Origin of the sequence: Methylotuvimicrobium buryatense (genome assembly GCF_005931095.1) — a bacterium.
Taxonomy (GTDB): domain Bacteria; phylum Pseudomonadota; class Gammaproteobacteria; order Methylococcales; family Methylomonadaceae; genus Methylotuvimicrobium; species Methylotuvimicrobium buryatense.
Genome location: NZ_CP035467.1, coordinates 3,623,711 through 3,642,349 on the forward strand (window position 1 = coordinate 3,623,711; position 18,639 = coordinate 3,642,349).

General features: G+C 47.2%; 14 protein-coding genes. 12 read left to right on the top strand and 2 right to left on the bottom strand.

Going from position 1 to position 18,639, the window contains the following annotated elements:
• The first annotated feature begins 63 nt into the window (after nt 1-63).
• The 5 genes from EQU24_RS16130 (at nt 64) to EQU24_RS16155 (ending at nt 5,133) form a co-directional block, all read left to right on the top strand.
• The gene (locus EQU24_RS16130; RefSeq protein WP_017842596.1) at nt 64-1,395 is read left to right on the top strand and encodes a flavohemoglobin expression-modulating QEGLA motif protein; all 1,332 of its coding nucleotides are present in this window, start codon (nt 64-66) and stop codon (nt 1,393-1,395) included.
• 492 nt (nt 1,396-1,887) lie between these two features.
• Nucleotides 1,888-2,505 carry an MlaC/ttg2D family ABC transporter substrate-binding protein gene (locus EQU24_RS16140; protein WP_017842595.1) on the top strand — a complete coding sequence of 206 codons (618 nt, stop codon included), beginning with the start codon at nt 1,888-1,890 and terminating at the stop codon, nt 2,503-2,505.
• A 96-nt stretch (nt 2,506-2,601) separates the two neighbouring features.
• On the top strand, nt 2,602-3,126 hold the full coding sequence (locus tag EQU24_RS16145; protein ID WP_017842594.1) for a glycine cleavage system transcriptional repressor: 525 nt from the start codon (nt 2,602-2,604) through the stop codon (nt 3,124-3,126).
• Nucleotides 3,127-3,135: 9 nt separating this feature from the next.
• Entirely contained in the window at nt 3,136-3,609 is a 474-nt protein-coding gene (locus EQU24_RS16150; RefSeq protein ID WP_017842593.1) for a peroxiredoxin, read from the top strand.
• 111 nt (nt 3,610-3,720) lie between these two features.
• On the top strand, nt 3,721-5,133 hold the full coding sequence (locus tag EQU24_RS16155) for a PhoH family protein (RefSeq protein WP_017842592.1): 1,413 nt from the start codon (nt 3,721-3,723) through the stop codon (nt 5,131-5,133).
• Nucleotides 5,134-5,641: 508 nt separating this feature from the next.
• Here the strand turns inward: EQU24_RS16155 and EQU24_RS16160 are convergent.
• Nucleotides 5,642-6,742: an AI-2E family transporter gene (locus EQU24_RS16160; RefSeq protein ID WP_017842591.1), complete on the bottom strand. Its 1,101-nt coding sequence runs from the start codon at nt 6,740-6,742 to the stop codon at nt 5,642-5,644.
• 418 nt (nt 6,743-7,160) lie between these two features.
• Nucleotides 7,161-9,275: a glycogen debranching protein GlgX gene (glgX, locus tag EQU24_RS16165; RefSeq protein ID WP_017842589.1), complete on the bottom strand. Its 2,115-nt coding sequence runs from the start codon at nt 9,273-9,275 to the stop codon at nt 7,161-7,163.
• Between the two features lie 480 nt (nt 9,276-9,755).
• Here glgX and EQU24_RS16175 point away from each other — a divergent pair, with 480 nt between their 5' ends.
• The 7 genes from EQU24_RS16175 (at nt 9,756) to EQU24_RS16210 (ending at nt 18,590) form a co-directional block, all read left to right on the top strand.
• The gene (locus EQU24_RS16175; RefSeq protein WP_017842588.1) at nt 9,756-11,210 is read left to right on the top strand and encodes a M48 family metalloprotease; all 1,455 of its coding nucleotides are present in this window, start codon (nt 9,756-9,758) and stop codon (nt 11,208-11,210) included.
• A 1,143-nt stretch (nt 11,211-12,353) separates the two neighbouring features.
• On the top strand, nt 12,354-13,301 hold the full coding sequence (locus EQU24_RS16180) for a ZIP family metal transporter (protein ID WP_017842587.1): 948 nt from the start codon (nt 12,354-12,356) through the stop codon (nt 13,299-13,301).
• Nucleotides 13,302-13,371: 70 nt separating this feature from the next.
• Nucleotides 13,372-14,064, top strand: a complete 693-nt coding sequence (locus EQU24_RS16185; protein WP_138767198.1) for a TMEM165/GDT1 family protein — start codon at nt 13,372-13,374, stop codon at nt 14,062-14,064.
• A gap of 513 nt (nt 14,065-14,577) precedes the next feature.
• Nucleotides 14,578-14,772 (top strand): hypothetical protein, encoded by a 195-nt coding sequence (locus tag EQU24_RS16195; protein ID WP_017842585.1) that lies wholly within the window; start codon nt 14,578-14,580, stop codon nt 14,770-14,772.
• A 312-nt stretch (nt 14,773-15,084) separates the two neighbouring features.
• On the top strand, nt 15,085-16,257 hold the full coding sequence (locus tag EQU24_RS16200) for an EAL domain-containing protein (protein ID WP_017842584.1): 1,173 nt from the start codon (nt 15,085-15,087) through the stop codon (nt 16,255-16,257).
• Between the two features lie 301 nt (nt 16,258-16,558).
• Complete coding sequence (locus tag EQU24_RS16205) at nt 16,559-17,383, top strand: HAD-IIB family hydrolase (RefSeq protein ID WP_017842582.1); 825 nt, start codon at nt 16,559-16,561, stop codon at nt 17,381-17,383.
• Nucleotides 17,376-18,590: a glycosyltransferase family protein gene (locus EQU24_RS16210; RefSeq protein WP_017842581.1), complete on the top strand. Its 1,215-nt coding sequence runs from the start codon at nt 17,376-17,378 to the stop codon at nt 18,588-18,590. Before EQU24_RS16205 ends, EQU24_RS16210 begins: the two co-directional genes overlap by 8 nt.
• The last annotated feature ends 49 nt before the right edge of the window (nt 18,591-18,639 follow it).

Here is an 18,639-nt window from a genome sequence, read left to right on the forward strand (position 1 = left end):
TCCTTTGCTCTTCGATCAGAATATTAGTAAGCTCGGGATCATCCCTTTATCAGGAATACAGCCGTGGCTCATTCATCCTACCGGGAACGCCTACTGGCACTTTCCAATCGTCTGATTCAAATTCAAAAACCGATTCAAATCCTCGATTCAATTAAATGGCCGCGTAACTTTCGCGAGCAATTCTTCGCCAGCGGAGCCCAATTTCTCCCGCCTGCCGACATTAAGTTCTATCAACAACAAGCACTAAGCTTCGATGCAGACAACGTATACGCCTCGTTGAAAGACTTAAATCGAGACATTACTAAAAACCTGGGACATAACGACTCGCTCGGCTCGATTCTGCAAGATACGGTTTGTCAATACATGCGCGTAATCGACTTATTGCGTAGCCGAGGTACTCCCGATTTTTTAATCCATAGCCAAGCACTGTACGGTTCGGCGCGCGATCATTTACTCCGCGACAATAAAACTCTTCTAGAACTTGGAGAACGATTATGCGCTATTTTTTCGCTGCCCGGCGCCAAACATCTTAACCGATCTCACCCGAAAGAAATAAACGCCGAAACCGCAGTAGTGTCGCTCAGGCAACGCCTATCAAGCCATTTCGATGACGGCTCATTGAGCGTTGTTTTAAGTGACGGCATCGTTTCCGATGCCTCGGCCGGCGGGGACAAAATCAAAATCAATAATAACGCTTGGTTTTCCGAGCTCGATTTGAAAGTCCTGGAGGTGCATGAAGGCTGGGTGCATGTCGGCACCACATTGAACGGAAGATTGCAACCGTGGGCCACCTGGCTTAGCGTCGGCTCACCTCGCATCACTGCGACACAAGAAGGTTTGGCCGTTTTGATCGAAACCCTAACGTTCAGCTCTTTTCCGGACCGCGCTCGCCGCATCAGCGACAGAGTCATTGCGATCGACCTGGCTGAACAGGGAGCCGATTTCATTGAAGTTTACCGTTACTTCTTGGAACGAGACGTAAGCCCTCATGACAGTTATACGATCGCTCAGCGCGTGTTTCGCGGCGGCATGGTCGAAGGCGGCGCGTGCTTCACGAAAGACCTATCCTATGTCCGAGGCTTTATCGAATTAGTCAACTTCATCCGTAGCGCAACGCTGGAAGGCGTTCCGGAACTTTTGCCTATGCTGTTCGTCGGCAAGGTCACGCTGGATGACATTCCTATTCTTTATGAACACTACTTAGATGGCTTAATTGCAGAGCCAAAGTACATACCACCCATGTTTAGGGATCTCAACGGGCTTTATGTCTGGTTCGGTTTTGCCTCGGGCATCGCGCAAATCAACATCGAAAATGTGCAGGCTCATTTCAGTCAGCTATTTCAAAATCTACCGCGAACGCCGGATCATGCGTCCGAAGATGCCGAAATCGATTAACATCGAACCACCGAGCCATCACTGCCATTAAATGCGAATTAAGATCTAACGTTCATGAAGGCCAGGCAAATGAACGTACGAGACATGACGGAGAATGCGGTCACTCGCTCAACAGGACGCCGTGAATACGTCCATGTAGGCACGTCGACGCAGCAATTCCCAATTTGGAGATCAAAAAGGGTGTGGGGTATGCTTGGCGAGGATGTCGGCAGCAGGGCAGATTTTTGCTCCTCGGCAATTGCTCCTGCATTGCCCTACTACACGCCATCCTTGGCGTAATGCAAAATCTGCATTCACGCCATCCTTGGCGCTCGAGCTGCCGCCAAGCCCCCATGGATGGGTTTACGGTGTTCCTCGACAGGCATATCCCACACCCTAAAATCGGCGAAACTGCTCAAACTGGGAATTGCTGAAAAAATACGGCTAATTTTCCTTGGCTTGCAATTCGTAATACTATAGCGCTTTAAATTTACTTTTTTCCGGAGACTTTTCATGCACAACAGGCGTCCGCTGTCACTACTCTTTTTCTTGTTTTGCTTGGTCACGACTTTGTACCCGCTTAATGCCGCAGCCAACCTAAGCCCGCCTCAACAAATCATTCAAAACAGCTCGGATAGAATCCAACAGACGCTCAGTCAGCCTCTTTATCGCAACGATTTTGCCAGAGCTACCCAATTTGTCGATGGCGTGGTCGGCGACTTCGTGGATATGGAGAGAGTCGCGATTTTGGTTTTAGGCCGGCATATCCGCCAAGCCACCCCAGCTCAAAGACAGCAATTTATAAAAGAATTCCGGACATTACTGGTACGAACTTATACTAAGGCATTTCAAGAATATACCGACTGGCACATTACTTTTTCTCCCCAGGTCAGCGGTGAAGATCCAACCAGAACGATTGTCCGAACCACCGTTCATCAACCAGGTCAGCAACCCATCAATATTAACTATCGAATGATGAAAAACAGAAGCGGTGAGTGGAAAGTTTTCGATATCCTGATAGAGGGCGTCAGCCTAGTCACTAATTACCGATCGACTTTTAACCGGGAAATAGCCCAAACAGGATCTATCGACGGCGTTATCAAAATGTTGGTCGATCGTAACAGACGCTAAGTCCATTTAAGTAATGAGCCGATCGAGAGCCAAGCGGATCCAACACCCTCTCTATTCGGCCTTTACTATCGTGCTGAAAAATAAAAAAATAATGCCATGCAACTTGCAATCACCGTACTTGGAAAACGCCAGTCTCAATATATCGAGCCTATCCTAGCCGCCGTTAGCCGGTGTAAGTGTAGTATCGCTGAAATAAGGTCGACCGATTTGGCCGAATCGACAGCTGCCTATATGTTGATAGAAGGTAATTGGAACCATATTGCCAAACTCGAAAACCTACTCGAAACCCTGCAAAAGCAACTAAAAATTCAAATTCATAAAGCAAGGCAAGAAAAAACGGGGACACCCAAATCCGGTCTACCCTATACTCTGGAGGCGATGAGCCTGGATCAAAACGACATCATTCTATCTATCGTAACCTTTCTGTTAGAACGTAACATCGCGATAGAGGAAATCAAAGGCTACCGCTACCCCGCTCCCTATATTCAAACACCGGTTTTTTCGACGCAATTCATCATTATCATTCCATCGGAACAGCGCTTGCTGCAACTTCGCGAGGATTTTCTCGAATTTTGCGATCAGTTGAATCTCGATGCCATTCTCGAGCCCATTAAACGCTAATTGATTATTATGACAACGCTTAGCATAGGCACTGCCGTGCCCGATTTCGAAGCCGCCGCAACCGGCGGCAAAACCCTAACGCTCTCCGACTTTTTAGGAAAAAATGTCGTCATCTATTTTTATCCAAAAGACAATACGCCCGGATGTACGCAGGAAGGCATCGCTTTCCGCGACCATATTGACGAATTTAACGCATTCAATACGGTCATTCTCGGCGTCTCACGAGATTCGGTTAAAGTTCATGAAGGCTTCAAGTGCAAACAGGCATTCCCGTTCGACTTGCTGTCCGATCAAGATGAAACCCTGTGCAACTTGTTTGGCGTCATTAAGATGAAGAACATGTACGGCAAGCAAGTCCGAGGCATCGAACGAAGTACTTTTTTGATCGATGAGCAAGGCGTCCTAAGACATGAATGGCGAGGCGTAAAAGTCAAAAACCATATCGCAGAAGTCCTTCAAGAACTCAAAATCTTGACTCAATAATTTAGTCATTGCGCTTCAAATTTCGGATTTTTGTAAATCCCTCACCCCAGACACCTTCCAAAGGGCGAGGGAGCGAATGCGCCGAAATTTGAAGAGCGAAAGGTATACTTAATGAATATTCAAAGCTCACCAAAACTCAAATTGTTCGTACTTGACACTAACGTGCTGATGCACGATCCCGCCGCGATTTTCCGTTTTCAGGAACACAATATATTTATTCCGATGGTCGTTCTCGAAGAACTCGATCATAGTAAAAGAGGGCTGTCGGAAGTTGCCCGAAATGTCCGCCAGGTCAGCCGTTTTTTGGACGAACTAATTCAGGGTGCGACGTCGGAATCGATTGAAGACGGATTTCCGCTGTCACGTATCGAACACGCGCCCGATAGCGAGATACAGTTTGGGCGTCTTTATTTCCAGACCCGCCAGCTATCCTCCATGCTTCCCGACTCGATGCCAGGCCATATTGCGGACAATTCGATTTTGGTCATCGTGCTGGCTTTAACGCAAAAATACCCTGATACCAATATCGTCCTGGTGTCGAAAGACATCAACATGCGCATCAAGGCGGCGGCGCTCGGATTACATGCCGAGGATTATCATAACGACCAAACGCTCGACGATATCGATCTGCTGTACCGTGGATCGGCGATTCTCGAAAATGATTTTTGGGATGTGCACGGTAGTAAAATGGAATCTTGGCAGGACAATGGCAGAACTTTTTATAAGCTGCAAGGCCCTCTAGTCAGCGAATGGCATCCGAATCAGTATTTATATATGGATAACGACAGCGACTTCGAAGCCATCGTCAGAAGCTGCGATGGGAAAAACGCCGTACTCGAACTGGCGCACGACTACCGAACGCCTCATAACAATGTATGGGGAATCACTGCCAAAAATCGCGAACAGAATTTCGCGCTCAATGTGCTGCTCGACCCGGAAATCGACTTCGTAACGCTTTTAGGCACGGCAGGCACAGGCAAAACCCTATTGGCATTGGCGGCCGGTCTTGAATTAACTCTTGAACAAAAAATCTACAACGAAATCATTATGACTCGGGAAACTATTCCGGTCGGAGAAGACATCGGCTTTTTGCCCGGTACCGAGGAAGAAAAAATGGCGCCGTGGATGGGGGCTTTAATGGACAATTTGGAGCTATTAGGCAGCCGCTCCGGACACAACGAATGGCAACAAGGCGCAACCAGTAATTTGGTCATGAACCGGATCAAAATCAGGTCGCTCAATTTCATGCGCGGACGCACTTTTCTAAGCCGCTATTTGATCATCGACGAAGCGCAAAATCTGACATCCAAACAAATGAAAACGCTGATCACCCGAGCAGGTCCCGGTACTAAAATCATCTGTATCGGTAACCTTGGGCAAATCGATACACCCTATTTAACGGCCACCACATCGGGACTTACTTATATTGTCGATCGCTTTAAGACTTGGCCGCATGCCGCGCACATCACCTTGAAACAAGGCGAAAGATCGCGCCTGGCCGATTATGCGTCGGAGATTCTTTAAACCTAACGATCATGAATATGCAGAACGGGTTTGCAGCCACGTCCTGAACGTTTCAACCATGCCCAAAGCAAACCAAAACGTTCGCTGAAAATCTTGGAAACGGAGCGATAGCGAAGTGAAGATTTTTAGTCCCCGATAGCCGTAGCGCCGGGTGTTTTGCCGGAGTCTGCGCGAATAGCGTAGGCGGAGGCAAAATACAAGGCATCGCGACACGGCGTAAAGCCATTTGTGGGAGTGCTACGGAGCCGCATCGAGTTTACGATGATGTGGCGTAGTGGCACGGACGCAGGGCGAATCGGGGCCGCCGAAGGCAATAATCGCCAAGTAATTTTTCGCTGCTGAAATCGGATGGACCCCATTTCAGCTTTCGCGAAAAATCTTGGCGCGCTTGAGGAGCGGATTGAAAACCCGCTCCTCGCCTGCAGTCCAAGGGCTTAAGTTAATTGTCCATGGAAGCCTAAGTAGGGACGCTCCAGCGTCCCCGAACCGGTTCGGGCTCCATTCCTTTTCAAAAAGCCGTATTCAATTCGCGATCGCCGACTTTAGGCCAAGCTCTAATCACCGCTTTAACTACTGTAGCCAACGGAATGGCGAAAAATACCCCCCAAAACCCCCACAAGCCGCCGAAAAACAAGATTGCAACGATAATCGCCACCGGATGCAAATTAACCGCCTCGGAAAACAGTAAAGGTACTAACACGACGCCATCTAATGTCTGAATGACAGCATAGGCAATTAAAACATACATAAACTCATCAGTCGTCACCCCCCATTGAAAAAAAGCCACGCCCAATACAGGAAAAGTAACCAAGGTAGCGCCGACATAAGGAATAATCACCGACAGTCCTACCAGAAAGGAGAGCAAGACGGCGTAATTCAGGTTCATTGATGAAAAAGTAATATAACAAGCCGACATCAAAATGATGATTTCAGCGAACTTACCTCTTATATAGTTGCCGATCTGACTGTTCACTTCCATCCACACGTTTTGAGTCAACAATCGGTCCCGCGGCATAAACTGTCCGATCCAGCCGATTATGATCGATTTATCCTTTAAAAAAAAGAACACCATCATCGGCACTAAAAACAAATAAACGATTGCCGTCATGATCCCGACCAACGATGCGGCCGACATTGTGACCACCTCCTGACCGTAACTCAACAATTTGTCTTGAATAATCAACGTGATTTCCTTGACTCTTTCCTTAGATAATAGCTGCGGATACAACTCAAGCATTCTAATGATTTCACGCTGAATTCTTTTAATGATTTCAGGAAGATGATTGACGAAGGCAAAAGCCTGCTCCGACAACATCGGAATCAAGATAAAAATCAAAAATCCGAATACCGCTATAAATCCTATAAAAACCATATGCACGGCAACTAAGCGTGGCATTTTGAGCGATACAGCCTTTTGCACCAGTCCTTCCAATAAATAGGCAATCACTACTGCAGCAAATACCGGCATCAGAAAATCGGATAAGGAAACTACCAAAATCAAACTCAGTAAAATGATTATTAGCAGCGCCATTGCCTGAGAATTAGGCAGAATCCGTTTTAAACTATCCTTGAGGAAATCGTAATAAGAAAATTCGGCTTGTGAAGTCATTATTTTTTTAATAGTTATTGTTTTACTCCGCGCGGCCGCATTTTAATTTTTTCTGACCCGCTCTTCATCCGATAGCCGCAAATACAAGCAGACGAAGCTATCTGTCCGGCATTCTACCGAATATCGAACAAACATGGACAATAAATCCGCTAGCACTAAGGTTAATGCAGAATACATCCTCTTTAAATTTGTTTCCCTCATAAGCGACAACTTAATGCCTATTCTATGGGGCATTTACGACATTATTCGTCATCTCGGCATGGGCGTGAAGTTATGTATGCCATCCCTGCCAATCCCTAGCGGAATGACGCTTTTTTCCTTTATATAGGCGCCTATGAGTAATTCCCTACTCCCCGCTTTCACCTTTCACCTTTCACCTTTCACCTTTCACCTTTCACCTTTCACCTTTCACCTTTCCCTATTCCCCAATTTTACCGCGCGCCTCAAAAACCATAACACTCCGAGCCTCGACGGCACAAGCCAAACCTACCCAAACGGATTGATGAGACTTCTCGACAGCATCCAAAGGCGACGCTTGCGCAGTGTCGATCGCAAGATGCCAAAACCGGTCGGAAACCGGAGGTAATTGTGCGGCGATTTTATGATCCGACATGTTTAATAAAACATATAAGTCTTCTTCGCCTGCAGTTAAACCCGCTAACATAAAAGCTAAAAACCTGGCCTGATCGTCATCCCATGCAGGTTCACCGAGATCCGGATCATACCAAATGATATCTGGAAGATTACGCGTTGGAATGATCTCGCCGGTCAAAAAACTGCTCCGGCTCAAGCTAGCATGACGGCGCCTCAAAGCAATCAACTCTCTGACAAAACGAAGCATATCGCTATTTTTTTCAACGAGATGCCAATCGAACCAGGAAATCTCGTTATCCTGGCACCAGGCATTATTATTACCGTCTTGAGTACGCAATACTTCATCGCCGGCATTTAACATCGGCACCCCTTGACTTAACATCAATAGACTCAACACATTTTTGGCTTGTCTCCGGCGCAACTCAATAATTTTTCGGTTGAACGTTTCACCTTCGACGCCGCAATTCCAGCTCAAATTATCGTCGGTACCGTCCCTGTTGCCCTCGCCATTTGCCTCGTTATGCTTATGCTCATAAGTGACCCAGTCGTGCAATGTAAAACCGTCATGACACGTCACAAAATTGATACTGTTGACCGGCAAACGATCGCCATCAGCATAGAGATCGCTGCTACCTGCGATATTCGTGGCGACAGCACCGATTAAACCCGCATCGCCTCTTACGAAGCGGCGGATCACATCACGGTATCGGCCGTTCCATTCCGACCAAGTCATTCCGGGAAAGGCACCGACTTGATAGAGTCCCTCGGCATCCCATGCTTCGGCAATCAAGGGTAATTCGGATAACAGCCTGGACGACTCGATTCGCCATGGCAATGGCGGGTGATCCATCGGCACGCCATTGTCCCCCCGCGCAAACACACTGGCTAAATCGAAGCGAAATCCGTCGACATGCATCTGCTCGACCCAGTATTCCAGGCAATGGACAATAAATGCCGTTACCATCGGATGGTTGCAATTGAGTGAATTGCCGCAACCGCTGAAATCGAGATATCGCCTCCGGTCTTCAGCATCGAGATGATAAAAAATATCGTTCGCCAATCCTTTGAAATTAATTAACGGCCCCTCTTCATCGCCTTCGGCGGTATGATTGAAGACGACGTCAAGAATAACGCCGATACCCGCCGCATGCAGGGCTTTGACCAATGTTTTAAACTCTTCTTCGTGCGTGCCCAGTTCCGGCGTTTTGCAGAAACCGGGATGCGGACTGTAAAAACTGTGCGTACTGTAACCCCAGTAATTTTTGAGTCCTCTTGCTTGAACACCGGGCGGCACATGCTGTTCGTCGAAGGCCATCACCGGTAACAATTCCACATGCGTGATACCTAACGCCTGTAAATACGGTATTTTTTCAATTAAAGCGGAAAATGTACCCGGATGGCTGGTTTTCGAAGATTTATCTTTAGTGAAGCCCCCTGCATGCAACTCATAGATAATAGCACCCTCGAGCCCGCGTTTAATGGTTTGCTCACCCTCCCAGTCAAATCGGGAGTCGGTAACGACGGCTCGAAACGAACGATGACCAGCTTCATTCGGATCGCAAGCTAGACTTCGATTCCACACCGTGTTGGTAACGGCACGGGCCCAAGGGTCGAGCAGCTCCTTGCGAATATTGAAGCGGCGCCCGCTCTCGGCAGTATCGTTCGCACCATCCGCCCGCCAAGTATAATGCGTACCAAGAGGAAGTTCTTCGACGAACACATGCCAATAAAAATAAGCACGATGGGATTTACGGTCGAGCGAAATAATTTGAAAGGGTTCAGGGCTATCGGCAGCTTTATAAAGCAATAATTCAACTCGACTCGCATAACGACTGAAAACCGAAAAGTTGATACCGCCGGCCATCGGCGTCGCGCCCGGTGGAAAACGAACTCCGGGACGAAAGCGATAGGGTTCTGATTGTGCGACGCTACTGTCCATACCATTCAACCTGTGCCATCAAAAATTTCATTATACTTGGATCCGAAAAGTTTGCGGGGTTTGCACAGCTCTTTCTTGAAAGACTAGTGCCTGTATTATCGAAACAGTTTTTCTGTGCGGCTCTAAAATTTCAGCAATTCCCAATTTGGAGATCAAAAAGGGTGTGGGGTATGCTTGGCGAGGATGTCGGCAGCAGGGCAGATTTTTGCTCCATGCAAAATCCGCATTCACGCCTTCCTTGGCGTTCGAGCTGTCGCCAAGCCCCATGGACGGGTTTACGGCGTTCCTCGACAAGCATACCCCACACCCTAAAATCGGCGAAACTGCTCAAGCTGGGAATTGCTGCTAAAATTTGCTTGGATGTCAAAGAGGCCATTATAATCGCAAATTATTCCCCTCCCCTTCAATTTCAGCGCAGTAATTAAATTCGATGAAATCGCAACATGGAACCAAGTCCGTTAGCTTTTTGTCTCATCGCGCATGACTAAAAGACCCGCCTTATTCTTAATTTTAAGTTTATTTTTACAAGGCAACCGCCCTTTCGCGCCCGATATAACCAAAATCGAATTACCGGATATGGGCGACTCTTCCGGCACGTTGATCTCCCCTGCTCAGGAAAAACAACTTGGCGAAGCATTTTACCGAAGCCTACATTCGCAAATCGTCATCAGTCAAGATGCTGAAATTCAGCAATATATCGAAGGAATCGGCCGGAAACTAGTTGCCAACAGTGACACACCGGGCAACCCTTTTCATTTTTTCGTGGTCATGGATAACGCGATCAACGCTTTCGCCGGACCGGGCGGGTATATCGGCATCAATTCAGGACTCATTTTGACCTCCGAGGCGGAAAGCGAACTTGCCTCGGTTATGGCGCATGAGATCGCTCACGTTACCCAACGCCATCTTTACCGTGCGTTCGAAGCCGCCAGCCGTCTATCCATACCGACCGCTGCGGCGACCTTGGCAGCGATCTTAATAGGCACACAGTCGCCGGAACTCGCTCAAGCGGCAATAATGGCCGTTCAGGCCGGCAGCATACAGTTTCAGATCGATTTTACCCGCGATAACGAACAGGAAGCCGACCGGGTCGGCATGCAAATGCTTGCGGCATCCAATTTCGACCCGCGTAGCATGCCGATTTTTTTCGAGCGACTGCAACAATCAAGCCGTTATTACGGACGGGGTGTTCCCGAATTTTTAAGGACTCACCCGGTCACTTCTTCTCGGATCTCCGACACGCGTGGACGAGCCGAGAAATTTCCTTATCAACAATACCCCGATTCGATGGGTTATTTATTGACACGGGCAAAACTCAGAGTACTCAGCGCAAACGATTATGCACCGGCTTTAAACTATTTCACACCTCGACTTGGTCAAGGCACACAACAGCAACGAGCCGTGGCTCGTTACGGAGTTGGGCTTGTCCACCTGAATACTAGAAACTTCCAAGAAGCCGAACAAATCTTTAAGGCCTTGACCCAGGAATATCCTGAGCAACCTCAGTTTGCGACAGCTTACGCTCGATGCGCATTGGAGGCGCAAAACTTTTCGAATGCATTAGCACGCTATCAAGCTGCAATGCAGCAATTCCCTGGAAATCAGGCGATCAAGCTCGATACCATCTCTGCACTACTGAAAGCCGGCGAATCCGAACAAGCCAGACAAATTTTGCAACTGCTGGATGCGAATACAAAACGGCAACCTGTCTATTTTAAATTGCTGGCGCAAATCTACAGCGATCTGAAACAACCATCCGAATCGCATCGCTATTTAGCCGAGTATTACTATGCAACCGGCCAAACCGAAGCCGCCATCACGCAAATTAAGCTTGCTCAAAAATCTCCTGGAATCAATTATTACTTATCGGCGATTCTCAACGAACGGCTGGTTTTTTTTATACGTGAAGAAGAACAGCGCAAACGCAACCAATAAAACCAAGGCTTTTAGTAGGTTTTAAAACAACCTGAATAGAACCTGAATAACTGATTACATCTGGCAGACAGTGCCGTTCAATTTACCAAATAAGCAAGTACTTATAATTCATAATTAATTGTTTTTTAAATATGTTTTCGACCCGAAACTATTTTTTAAATAAAATCGATTTTTTTGATGGACATCACTAAAATTAATGATATAAAATTCTTTCCAGCTTACGGAGTGAGCCCGATTAAATAATCGGTAATGAGGAGGACAAGGCTGCAACGCCTTGAATTATAACAATAACAAACGAGCAAACTGCTTGGTTGTCTTGGCGACAACAACGTTCAAATAAATAATAACAATAATAATCTGAACACGCCCGCTTTATGCGGGCTTTTTATTGCCTGTAATTTTTTGAAAACTAGGCATGTGCCGAACGGCCCTGATCAAATCGTTATATCGATAATCTCACTCCAATCCAACCCGCTCTCGTCATACCCGGCGAAACGAAACGCCTGTCTTGGTAATCACCCACTAATACTTCATCGGCTTCACCATAGACGCCGAATCTGCTGCAGTTCCTGTTGAAAATATTATCGATTACGCCGAACAACGCAAAATTCTCAGTAATTTTATATTCCGCCTTACAGTTCAGCAATTCCCAATTTGAGGATCAAAAAGGGAGTCTCGTTATCATCATCGACAGGGTCCTAACCATCGAAAAGCCGCCCGCCAGAAAGTCGCAGACTAATGAAATAAGGTACTCAAACGTACTCTCGAATCTTTAACCAAGAACCCTGAACTCCGTTACGCGTCTTACTGCGCTCGGTTCGGTCAATGATCCTAACTCGGTATCCGATTGAAATCGAAATCATATCCATTTATTTGTACGCAAAACTCTTTAAAATAATTCTATTATACCCGTCGTAGATCAAAATTCAGCACCAGGCTGGCCGTCAAAGGACGCCGTGAATACGTCCATGTAGGCTCTATTGCTGGTAAAGCCTTTGCGAACGCCATGGATGGCCTGAATGTCGATTTTGCAGGAGCAAAATCGACCGAACACACCGGCGCCTTCTTAAGCATCGCCGAAATTTGAAGTCCGAAAGGTATATTCTTACAACTGTCTCTACACCACTCAACCGGACCGCACTCATGACACAATCTGCATTCTCTACGACCCTTCAAGATTATTTTTCGCGCCAATGGGAGACCATCACTTCGAGCGACCGCTATCAAAAAATCATGGCATTGCCTCATACCCAACGTTTATGGGCATGGATCGGACTCTTTGCCGCTTCGCAAGTTGTCGTTTTCGGAAGCCTTTACCTGATTTTCGGAAAAATCGTTGTCATCGGATTTCTCGCGAGCATTCTAGCCGGTCTCGCAACAGGCGTCGGCGCCCTACCCGCCCTTTTCTTTACCGAAATATCGAGAAATCTATTTAACAGCCTCTTAGGCGCGGCTGCCGGCGTAATGCTTGCCGCTACCGCCTTTTCGCTGCTGGTGCCGAGCATCGACTACGGAAACCAAATTTGGCCCGGCAACGGGCTTTGGGTGACTTCGTTAGGCATGATAACCGGCGCTTTGTTTTTGCATTTTGCCGACCGCAAACTGCCTCATATTCATTTCGATAGCATTGCCGATCAGCATCTAAACTCCTTGAATAAAATCTGGCTGTTTATCATAGCGATTACGATACATAACTTTCCGGAAGGTATGTCGGTCGGCGTGAGTTTCGGATCCGGCGACATGAAAAACGGCATCATCCTTGCCACAGCGATTGCTCTGCAAAACATTCCGGAAGGTCTTGCCGTTGCATTACCGCTGGTCGGTCTGGGCTACAACAAATGGAAAGCGGTTGGCATCGCAACTTTAACCGGCTTGGTAGAGCCGGTCGGCGGATTATTAGGCATCACGATGGTTACGATTTTCACGCCGGTTTTACCGATTGCGATGGGCTTCGCCGCCGGTGCAATGTTATTCGTCATCAGTGAGGAAATCATTCCCGAAACCCATTCCGAAGGCAGATCCAGGCACGCCACGTTTGCCTTGATGATCGGTTTCATCATCATGATGATTTTGGACAACTTACTCGGCTAATACACTATTCACTGCTACCCACATTAAAAACCATTAATTCCATAAATCCATGGACTTTATTCATCAACTCATGGCCTCTATTCATCTGCAGTGGCAACAAATTTCAAGCCTGCTTTTTTCCGATAATATTGTCGAGTTTTCCACCGCATCATTGACCTCTTTCGTACTGATTGCAGCCGCCGAAATCGGCGATAAAAGCCAGTTAGTCTGCATGACCTTAGCTGCCCGGCATCGCGCTTTGCCAATTATTTTAGGCGCAATTGCCGCGTTTGCGCTGTTAAATACTTTGGCAGTCATTTTCGGCGCTGCCATCGCAAAATGGCTGCCTGAATACCTCGTGGCCGCATCCGTGGCCATTTTATTTGCTCTATTCGGAGCGCATGCGCTGAGAGTTAACGAGGAAGAAGATACCGATGAAGTGATCAAAGAAAAAAGTGGACACGGGATTTTCTTCACGACCTTTTTTTTAATTGCCGTTGCGGAATTCGGCGATAAAACACAATTGGCGGTTGCGGGATTAAGCAGCACCACCCTTCCCGCCGCAGTCTGGCTAGGCTCAACTGTAGCGCTGGCCATGACTTCGATTCTCGGGGTTTTGGCCGGCCGAACACTAATGAAAAAAATTCCGTTATCGACGCTCCATAGACTCAGCGGCATTATTTTTATTACGCTTTCAATCGTCGCCGCGCATAAAGCCTATACCGCATATATACCCTTTGCTGGTCAAATTTCGGCGCCGGGGGTCCGTCAAAGGACGCCGTGAATACGTCCATGTAGGCTCTGTGACAGCCCCCCTGCTGTCAAAGCTTTTGCCGAACACCCCGGCGCCTCCATGCGTCAATGCAGAAATTTGAAGTGCGATGGGTATATACTTCGCGCGGGCACATTTTCGGTAAGCTAACGCGCTCTTTTGTCCGGTAGCTGCGTTACCTAACTTGGATGTAGGTAAGGGCCGTGAGCAGGAGCGGACGCTTTGCAAAAAAAATTACATAGCTTGCTATGCCCCTGTTTTCGCGCCTTACTACCGAACAAAATAGCATTACCCTAAAATGACCGCGCGAAGTATACCGGCACGTTAAATCTCTAGCTTTTGATTCCCTTACTAAAATAAAAGTTTTTAATAATAGTTTTTGACATGTTTCTTCGATCATGTTAAAAATTGTCCCGTCGTGGAAATTCAATTTCGGCGAACAAGCTCTATAACTGACTTTTATAGAGTCCCCCTTTGAGGAGAAGGGGATTAATAACACTACTAAAATAACAAGAGGATAATAAAATGGCAGAAGCACAAGAAAAAGATACTTTTTGGCTGTGGATAGGCGCACTTATTCTTGGCACAGTAATCGGCGTATTCTTGCTGAAAGGCAGAGAAACCGAGCATCTTGAAAGCAAAGCTGTCGGTCAAAGCGAAGCTCAAGTTCAAGCCGCAGAACAAAGAAGAAAAGCGGCTAAAAACGTTTTCGTAGAATAAAACGTAAAAAAAGCCCTCCGCCCACAAGGCGGGGGGTTTTTTTATACCTGAAATAAACATACCGCGACATCACGCCCGCCCGCAATACTCCTGCTTACTCTGATAAACCCCTCTCATTGCAGCAACTCGCCGCACCACTTTTGCCCATCGCCACCGTTGAACGCACCATATCGGCAAAAAAGCATTTCGGTTATGGCGCATCTTTATTCGAAAGCATAAAAAAACCGTCCACATTAATAAAATAGGTATAACTATTGCTTGTTCATATTGGCTTTGCTAAAACCCCTTCCTGCAAACCTCATATATTCGGACATGGACTACAATCGATCTTTATTTCCTTATTTTCAACCCATTCTCGGTGCTGCCAGCGGCAACATAGTCGGCTACGAAGCCTTGGCCAGACGCCGCGACGAAAACCGCCGAATTGTGTCCGCCGGAGGGCTTTTTTCCGATCCTGAAATCGCCAATACGGAACGCATCGAATACGACCGCATCGTCAGACGCCTTGCACTCGAGAAGTTCACTCTTTTACCCGGTAACAGTTATCTTGCCATCAATATTTCAGCGGCATGGCTGGATTTACTCGATAACCTCCATGCCATACCCACACTCCGCATGATTGATGAATTAGGAATCAATCACCAGCGCATTATCATCGAGATTACCGAAACCCAAGGCGACCTGCATAAACTCGCCGAAACTGTGAAAATTTACCGCAAAAACGGCTTAAAAGTGGCTATTGACGATTTCGGTACCGGATTTTCACAACTCGAAAGAGTCATGGCCATTAAACCGGACTTTATCAAATTGGACATGCGCTTATTCAAAATGGCCGTAAAAGGCGGCATCGCCAGCGATGTCGTTCATTTGCTATCCAGGCTCGGCAAACTCAACGGCTGCAAAATTGTTTGCGAAGGCATCGAAACCGACGACGAATTTTTTTTCGGTCTACGTTGCGGAGCTCAATTCATGCAGGGCTTTCTATTTTCAGAGGCTACGCCGGACTTCGCCCCTACGGAAAAATACAGTCGCCATATAGCCTCACTACGAAAAAAATTTCTACAAAAAACAGTTGAGACCGAACGTAAAAAAATCTCTCGAATTAGCCTAATAAAAGATTTAATCTCTCAATTGCAAGACGCACTACAACATGACTTCAATTTAAATGAACTCGCGGAACGACCTTTCGAAAAAAGCGGCATCCTCCGATTCTATCTATGTGACAATGAAGGCACGCAAATTTCATCAAACTTTAATTTCAAACTCGGAAAATGGTTCGAAGACCCTAAGCAAATCGGCTTTAATTGGTCGTGGCGGCCTTATTTTTATCAACTACTGGCATTAGAACAAGCGGAAACGACAACTCGCCCAGTCGCTTCATCCCGATACAAGGACTTTAATACCGACCAACTGTGTAAAACCCTGGCAATCCGGTTAGATAACGACCGCATCTTATTGGTCGACATTACCGCAGATTGGGATTAAAGATTGGGTCGTAAACAGCATGGATGCTGTCATAGAGCCTACATGGACGTATGCACGGCGTCCTTTGACGGACACTCCGGCGCCGAATTTTTCTCGCTCCCATCGCTCCGACGTGGGAATCAGGAAATTCTTCATGACCTTCATGGTGAAATGCTTTTTCTAGGGTGAAAGCAACCATTACAAGAAGCCAATATCTGGCTTTACAATTTTCATCAATAACTCTACGGTTAGAATTATCAATCGACTTTTAACCGATGCCCCATCCTCTCCGACAGGAAATCCATGAAAACCCAGCACCATTATGTATCCTTATCTCATTTTTACAGATCTTGACGGCACCTTATTGGGTCATGACTCCTACTCATTCGCACCGTCTAAGGGCGTTCTTGCAAGAATCGCAGCCCATAAAATCCCGCTTATCCTAAATTCCAGCAAAACGCTGCCCGAAATCCTCGACATCCGAATAGCGCTCCATAATAACGACCCTTTTGTGGTCGAAAATGGGGCTGCTATTTATATTCCGGCTAACTTTTTTAGCGATTACACGTCACCTCTCACACAAGTTCGCCTAGGCCCGGATTACGATGAAATTTTAGCCGTCCTGCAGAGGCTTAAAGCCGAGCATCACTTTCCTTTTACCGGATTTTCCGACCTCAGCCTCGAAGCCGTCAGCAATCTGACCGGCTTAGCCTTGACCAAAGCAGCGATGGCCAAACAAAGAACCGGCTCGGAGCCGCTGCTTTGGCAAGGCGGCAATGCTGAATTAGCACTATTCGAAAAAGCCCTTGCAGAAAACGGGCTAAAACTATTGAAAGGCGGCCGATTTTTTCATGCGCAAGGACAAGATACCGATAAGGCCAAGGCCATGCATCAACTGATCAAGCTCTATCATCGGAAACATGACACCGACTTTACCAGCATCGCCCTTGGCGATAGCCAAAATGACAGAGCCATGCTCGAGCAAGCAGACCTGGCTGCGGTCATTCGCAAAAAGTCAGGCACATCTCTTGCTGTAAATAAACCTGATGCTGAAGTCATCTATACTCAACATCAAGCCCCCGAAGGATGGCGCGAAGCGATGGAGGCTATTTTCAAACGTATCGACGGAGGAACCGACTATGAGTGATTTTTTTCAAAACGGCGCGATTACGACCTTACACCGCCTGCAACATAACCGACTGGCCGAAATGGAGAATGAATTACTGGCCTTTTCCAAAGAGAGACCAATGGCGTTAGTATTGCCTTCGCTCTATTCGGAACTACAAGGTCCGGCACTGAATAACATCATCGAGCAAATACGAGAAATTCCTTATTTAAGCCAGATCGTCATCGGCTTGGACCGTGCCGACCGTAGCGAATTTAACCATGCCCGCGAATTTTTCAGCAAACTGCCGCAGCCACATAAAATTCTATGGAACGACGGACCGAATTTGCAAGCGATCGATCGATTGCTTGCCGAAGAAGGACTGGCGCCGATCGAACCCGGCAAAGGGCGCAACGTATGGTATTGTTACGGCTATGTTCTCGCCTCGCGCCAAGCGGAAGCAGTCGCCTTACACGACTGCGACATATTGACCTATAACCGGGAACTGCCGGCTCGACTGTTTTACCCGGTCGCCAACCCCAGCTTTAATTATGAATTCTGCAAAGGCTATTATTACCGGGTTGCCGATAACAAACTAAACGGCCGGGTCTGCCGCCTATTAGTCACGCCGCTGATCAGAGCACTAAAACAAGTCATCGGCAATATGGATTATCTCAATTATTTGGACAGTTTTCGTTATGCTTTGTCCGGCGAGTTCGCAACGCGCGTCGACAGCCTCAAGGAGATCCGCATACCGAGCGATTGGGGACTGGAAATCGGCGTACTATCCGAAATCTACCGAAATCACTCCAGCAATCATATCTGTCAAGTGGAAATTGCCGATGCTTACGATCACAAACATCAAGAGCTATCGGAGGAAGATGCCAGCCTCGGACTATCCAGAATGAGCACAGACATCGCCAAGGCGATTTACCGCAAACTGGCAACGCAAGGCGTAATTTTTAACAAAGAAACGTTTCGAACCCTAAAAGCGACTTATTACCGAACCGCGCTAGATGCGATCGAAGCGTACTACAACGATGCCTGTATCAACGGATTGAAGCTGGATCGGCACCAGGAGGAAAAAACCGTCGAATTGTTTACTCGTAATATTATGCGCGCCGGCGATTCTTTTCTCGACAACCCAATGGAAACCCCATTCATGCCAAGCTGGAACCGAGTCATTAGCGCAGTCCCCGACATCATGCAGCGCTTGGACGAAGCCGTCGAAAAGGACAATACTCAGTAACCAAGCAGCCAGCCGTTTAAACTTCGATGAAGCGGAACGGAATAGCGGC

Excerpts from the sequence above, each read along its gene's own strand:
- EQU24_RS16150 (WP_017842593.1), top strand. The coding sequence starts at position 3,136 with ATGACAACGCTTAGCATAGGCACTGCCGTGCCCGATTTCGAAGCCGCC.
- EQU24_RS16175 (WP_017842588.1), top strand. The coding sequence starts at position 9,756 with ATGACTAAAAGACCCGCCTTATTCTTAATTTTAAGTTTATTTTTACAA.
- glgX (WP_017842589.1), bottom strand. The coding sequence starts at position 9,275 with ATGGACAGTAGCGTCGCACAATCAGAACCCTATCGCTTTCGTCCCGGA.
- EQU24_RS16180 (WP_017842587.1), top strand. The coding sequence starts at position 12,354 with ATGACACAATCTGCATTCTCTACGACCCTTCAAGATTATTTTTCGCGC.
- EQU24_RS16195 (WP_017842585.1), top strand. The coding sequence starts at position 14,578 with ATGGCAGAAGCACAAGAAAAAGATACTTTTTGGCTGTGGATAGGCGCA.
- EQU24_RS16185 (WP_138767198.1), top strand. The coding sequence starts at position 13,372 with ATGGCCTCTATTCATCTGCAGTGGCAACAAATTTCAAGCCTGCTTTTT.
- EQU24_RS16200 (WP_017842584.1), top strand. The coding sequence starts at position 15,085 with ATGGACTACAATCGATCTTTATTTCCTTATTTTCAACCCATTCTCGGT.
- EQU24_RS16160 (WP_017842591.1), bottom strand. The coding sequence starts at position 6,742 with ATGACTTCACAAGCCGAATTTTCTTATTACGATTTCCTCAAGGATAGT.
- EQU24_RS16205 (WP_017842582.1), top strand. The coding sequence starts at position 16,559 with ATGTATCCTTATCTCATTTTTACAGATCTTGACGGCACCTTATTGGGT.
- EQU24_RS16145 (WP_017842594.1), top strand. The coding sequence starts at position 2,602 with ATGCAACTTGCAATCACCGTACTTGGAAAACGCCAGTCTCAATATATC.
- EQU24_RS16155 (WP_017842592.1), top strand. The coding sequence starts at position 3,721 with ATGAATATTCAAAGCTCACCAAAACTCAAATTGTTCGTACTTGACACT.
- EQU24_RS16140 (WP_017842595.1), top strand. The coding sequence starts at position 1,888 with ATGCACAACAGGCGTCCGCTGTCACTACTCTTTTTCTTGTTTTGCTTG.
- EQU24_RS16210 (WP_017842581.1), top strand. The coding sequence starts at position 17,376 with ATGAGTGATTTTTTTCAAAACGGCGCGATTACGACCTTACACCGCCTG.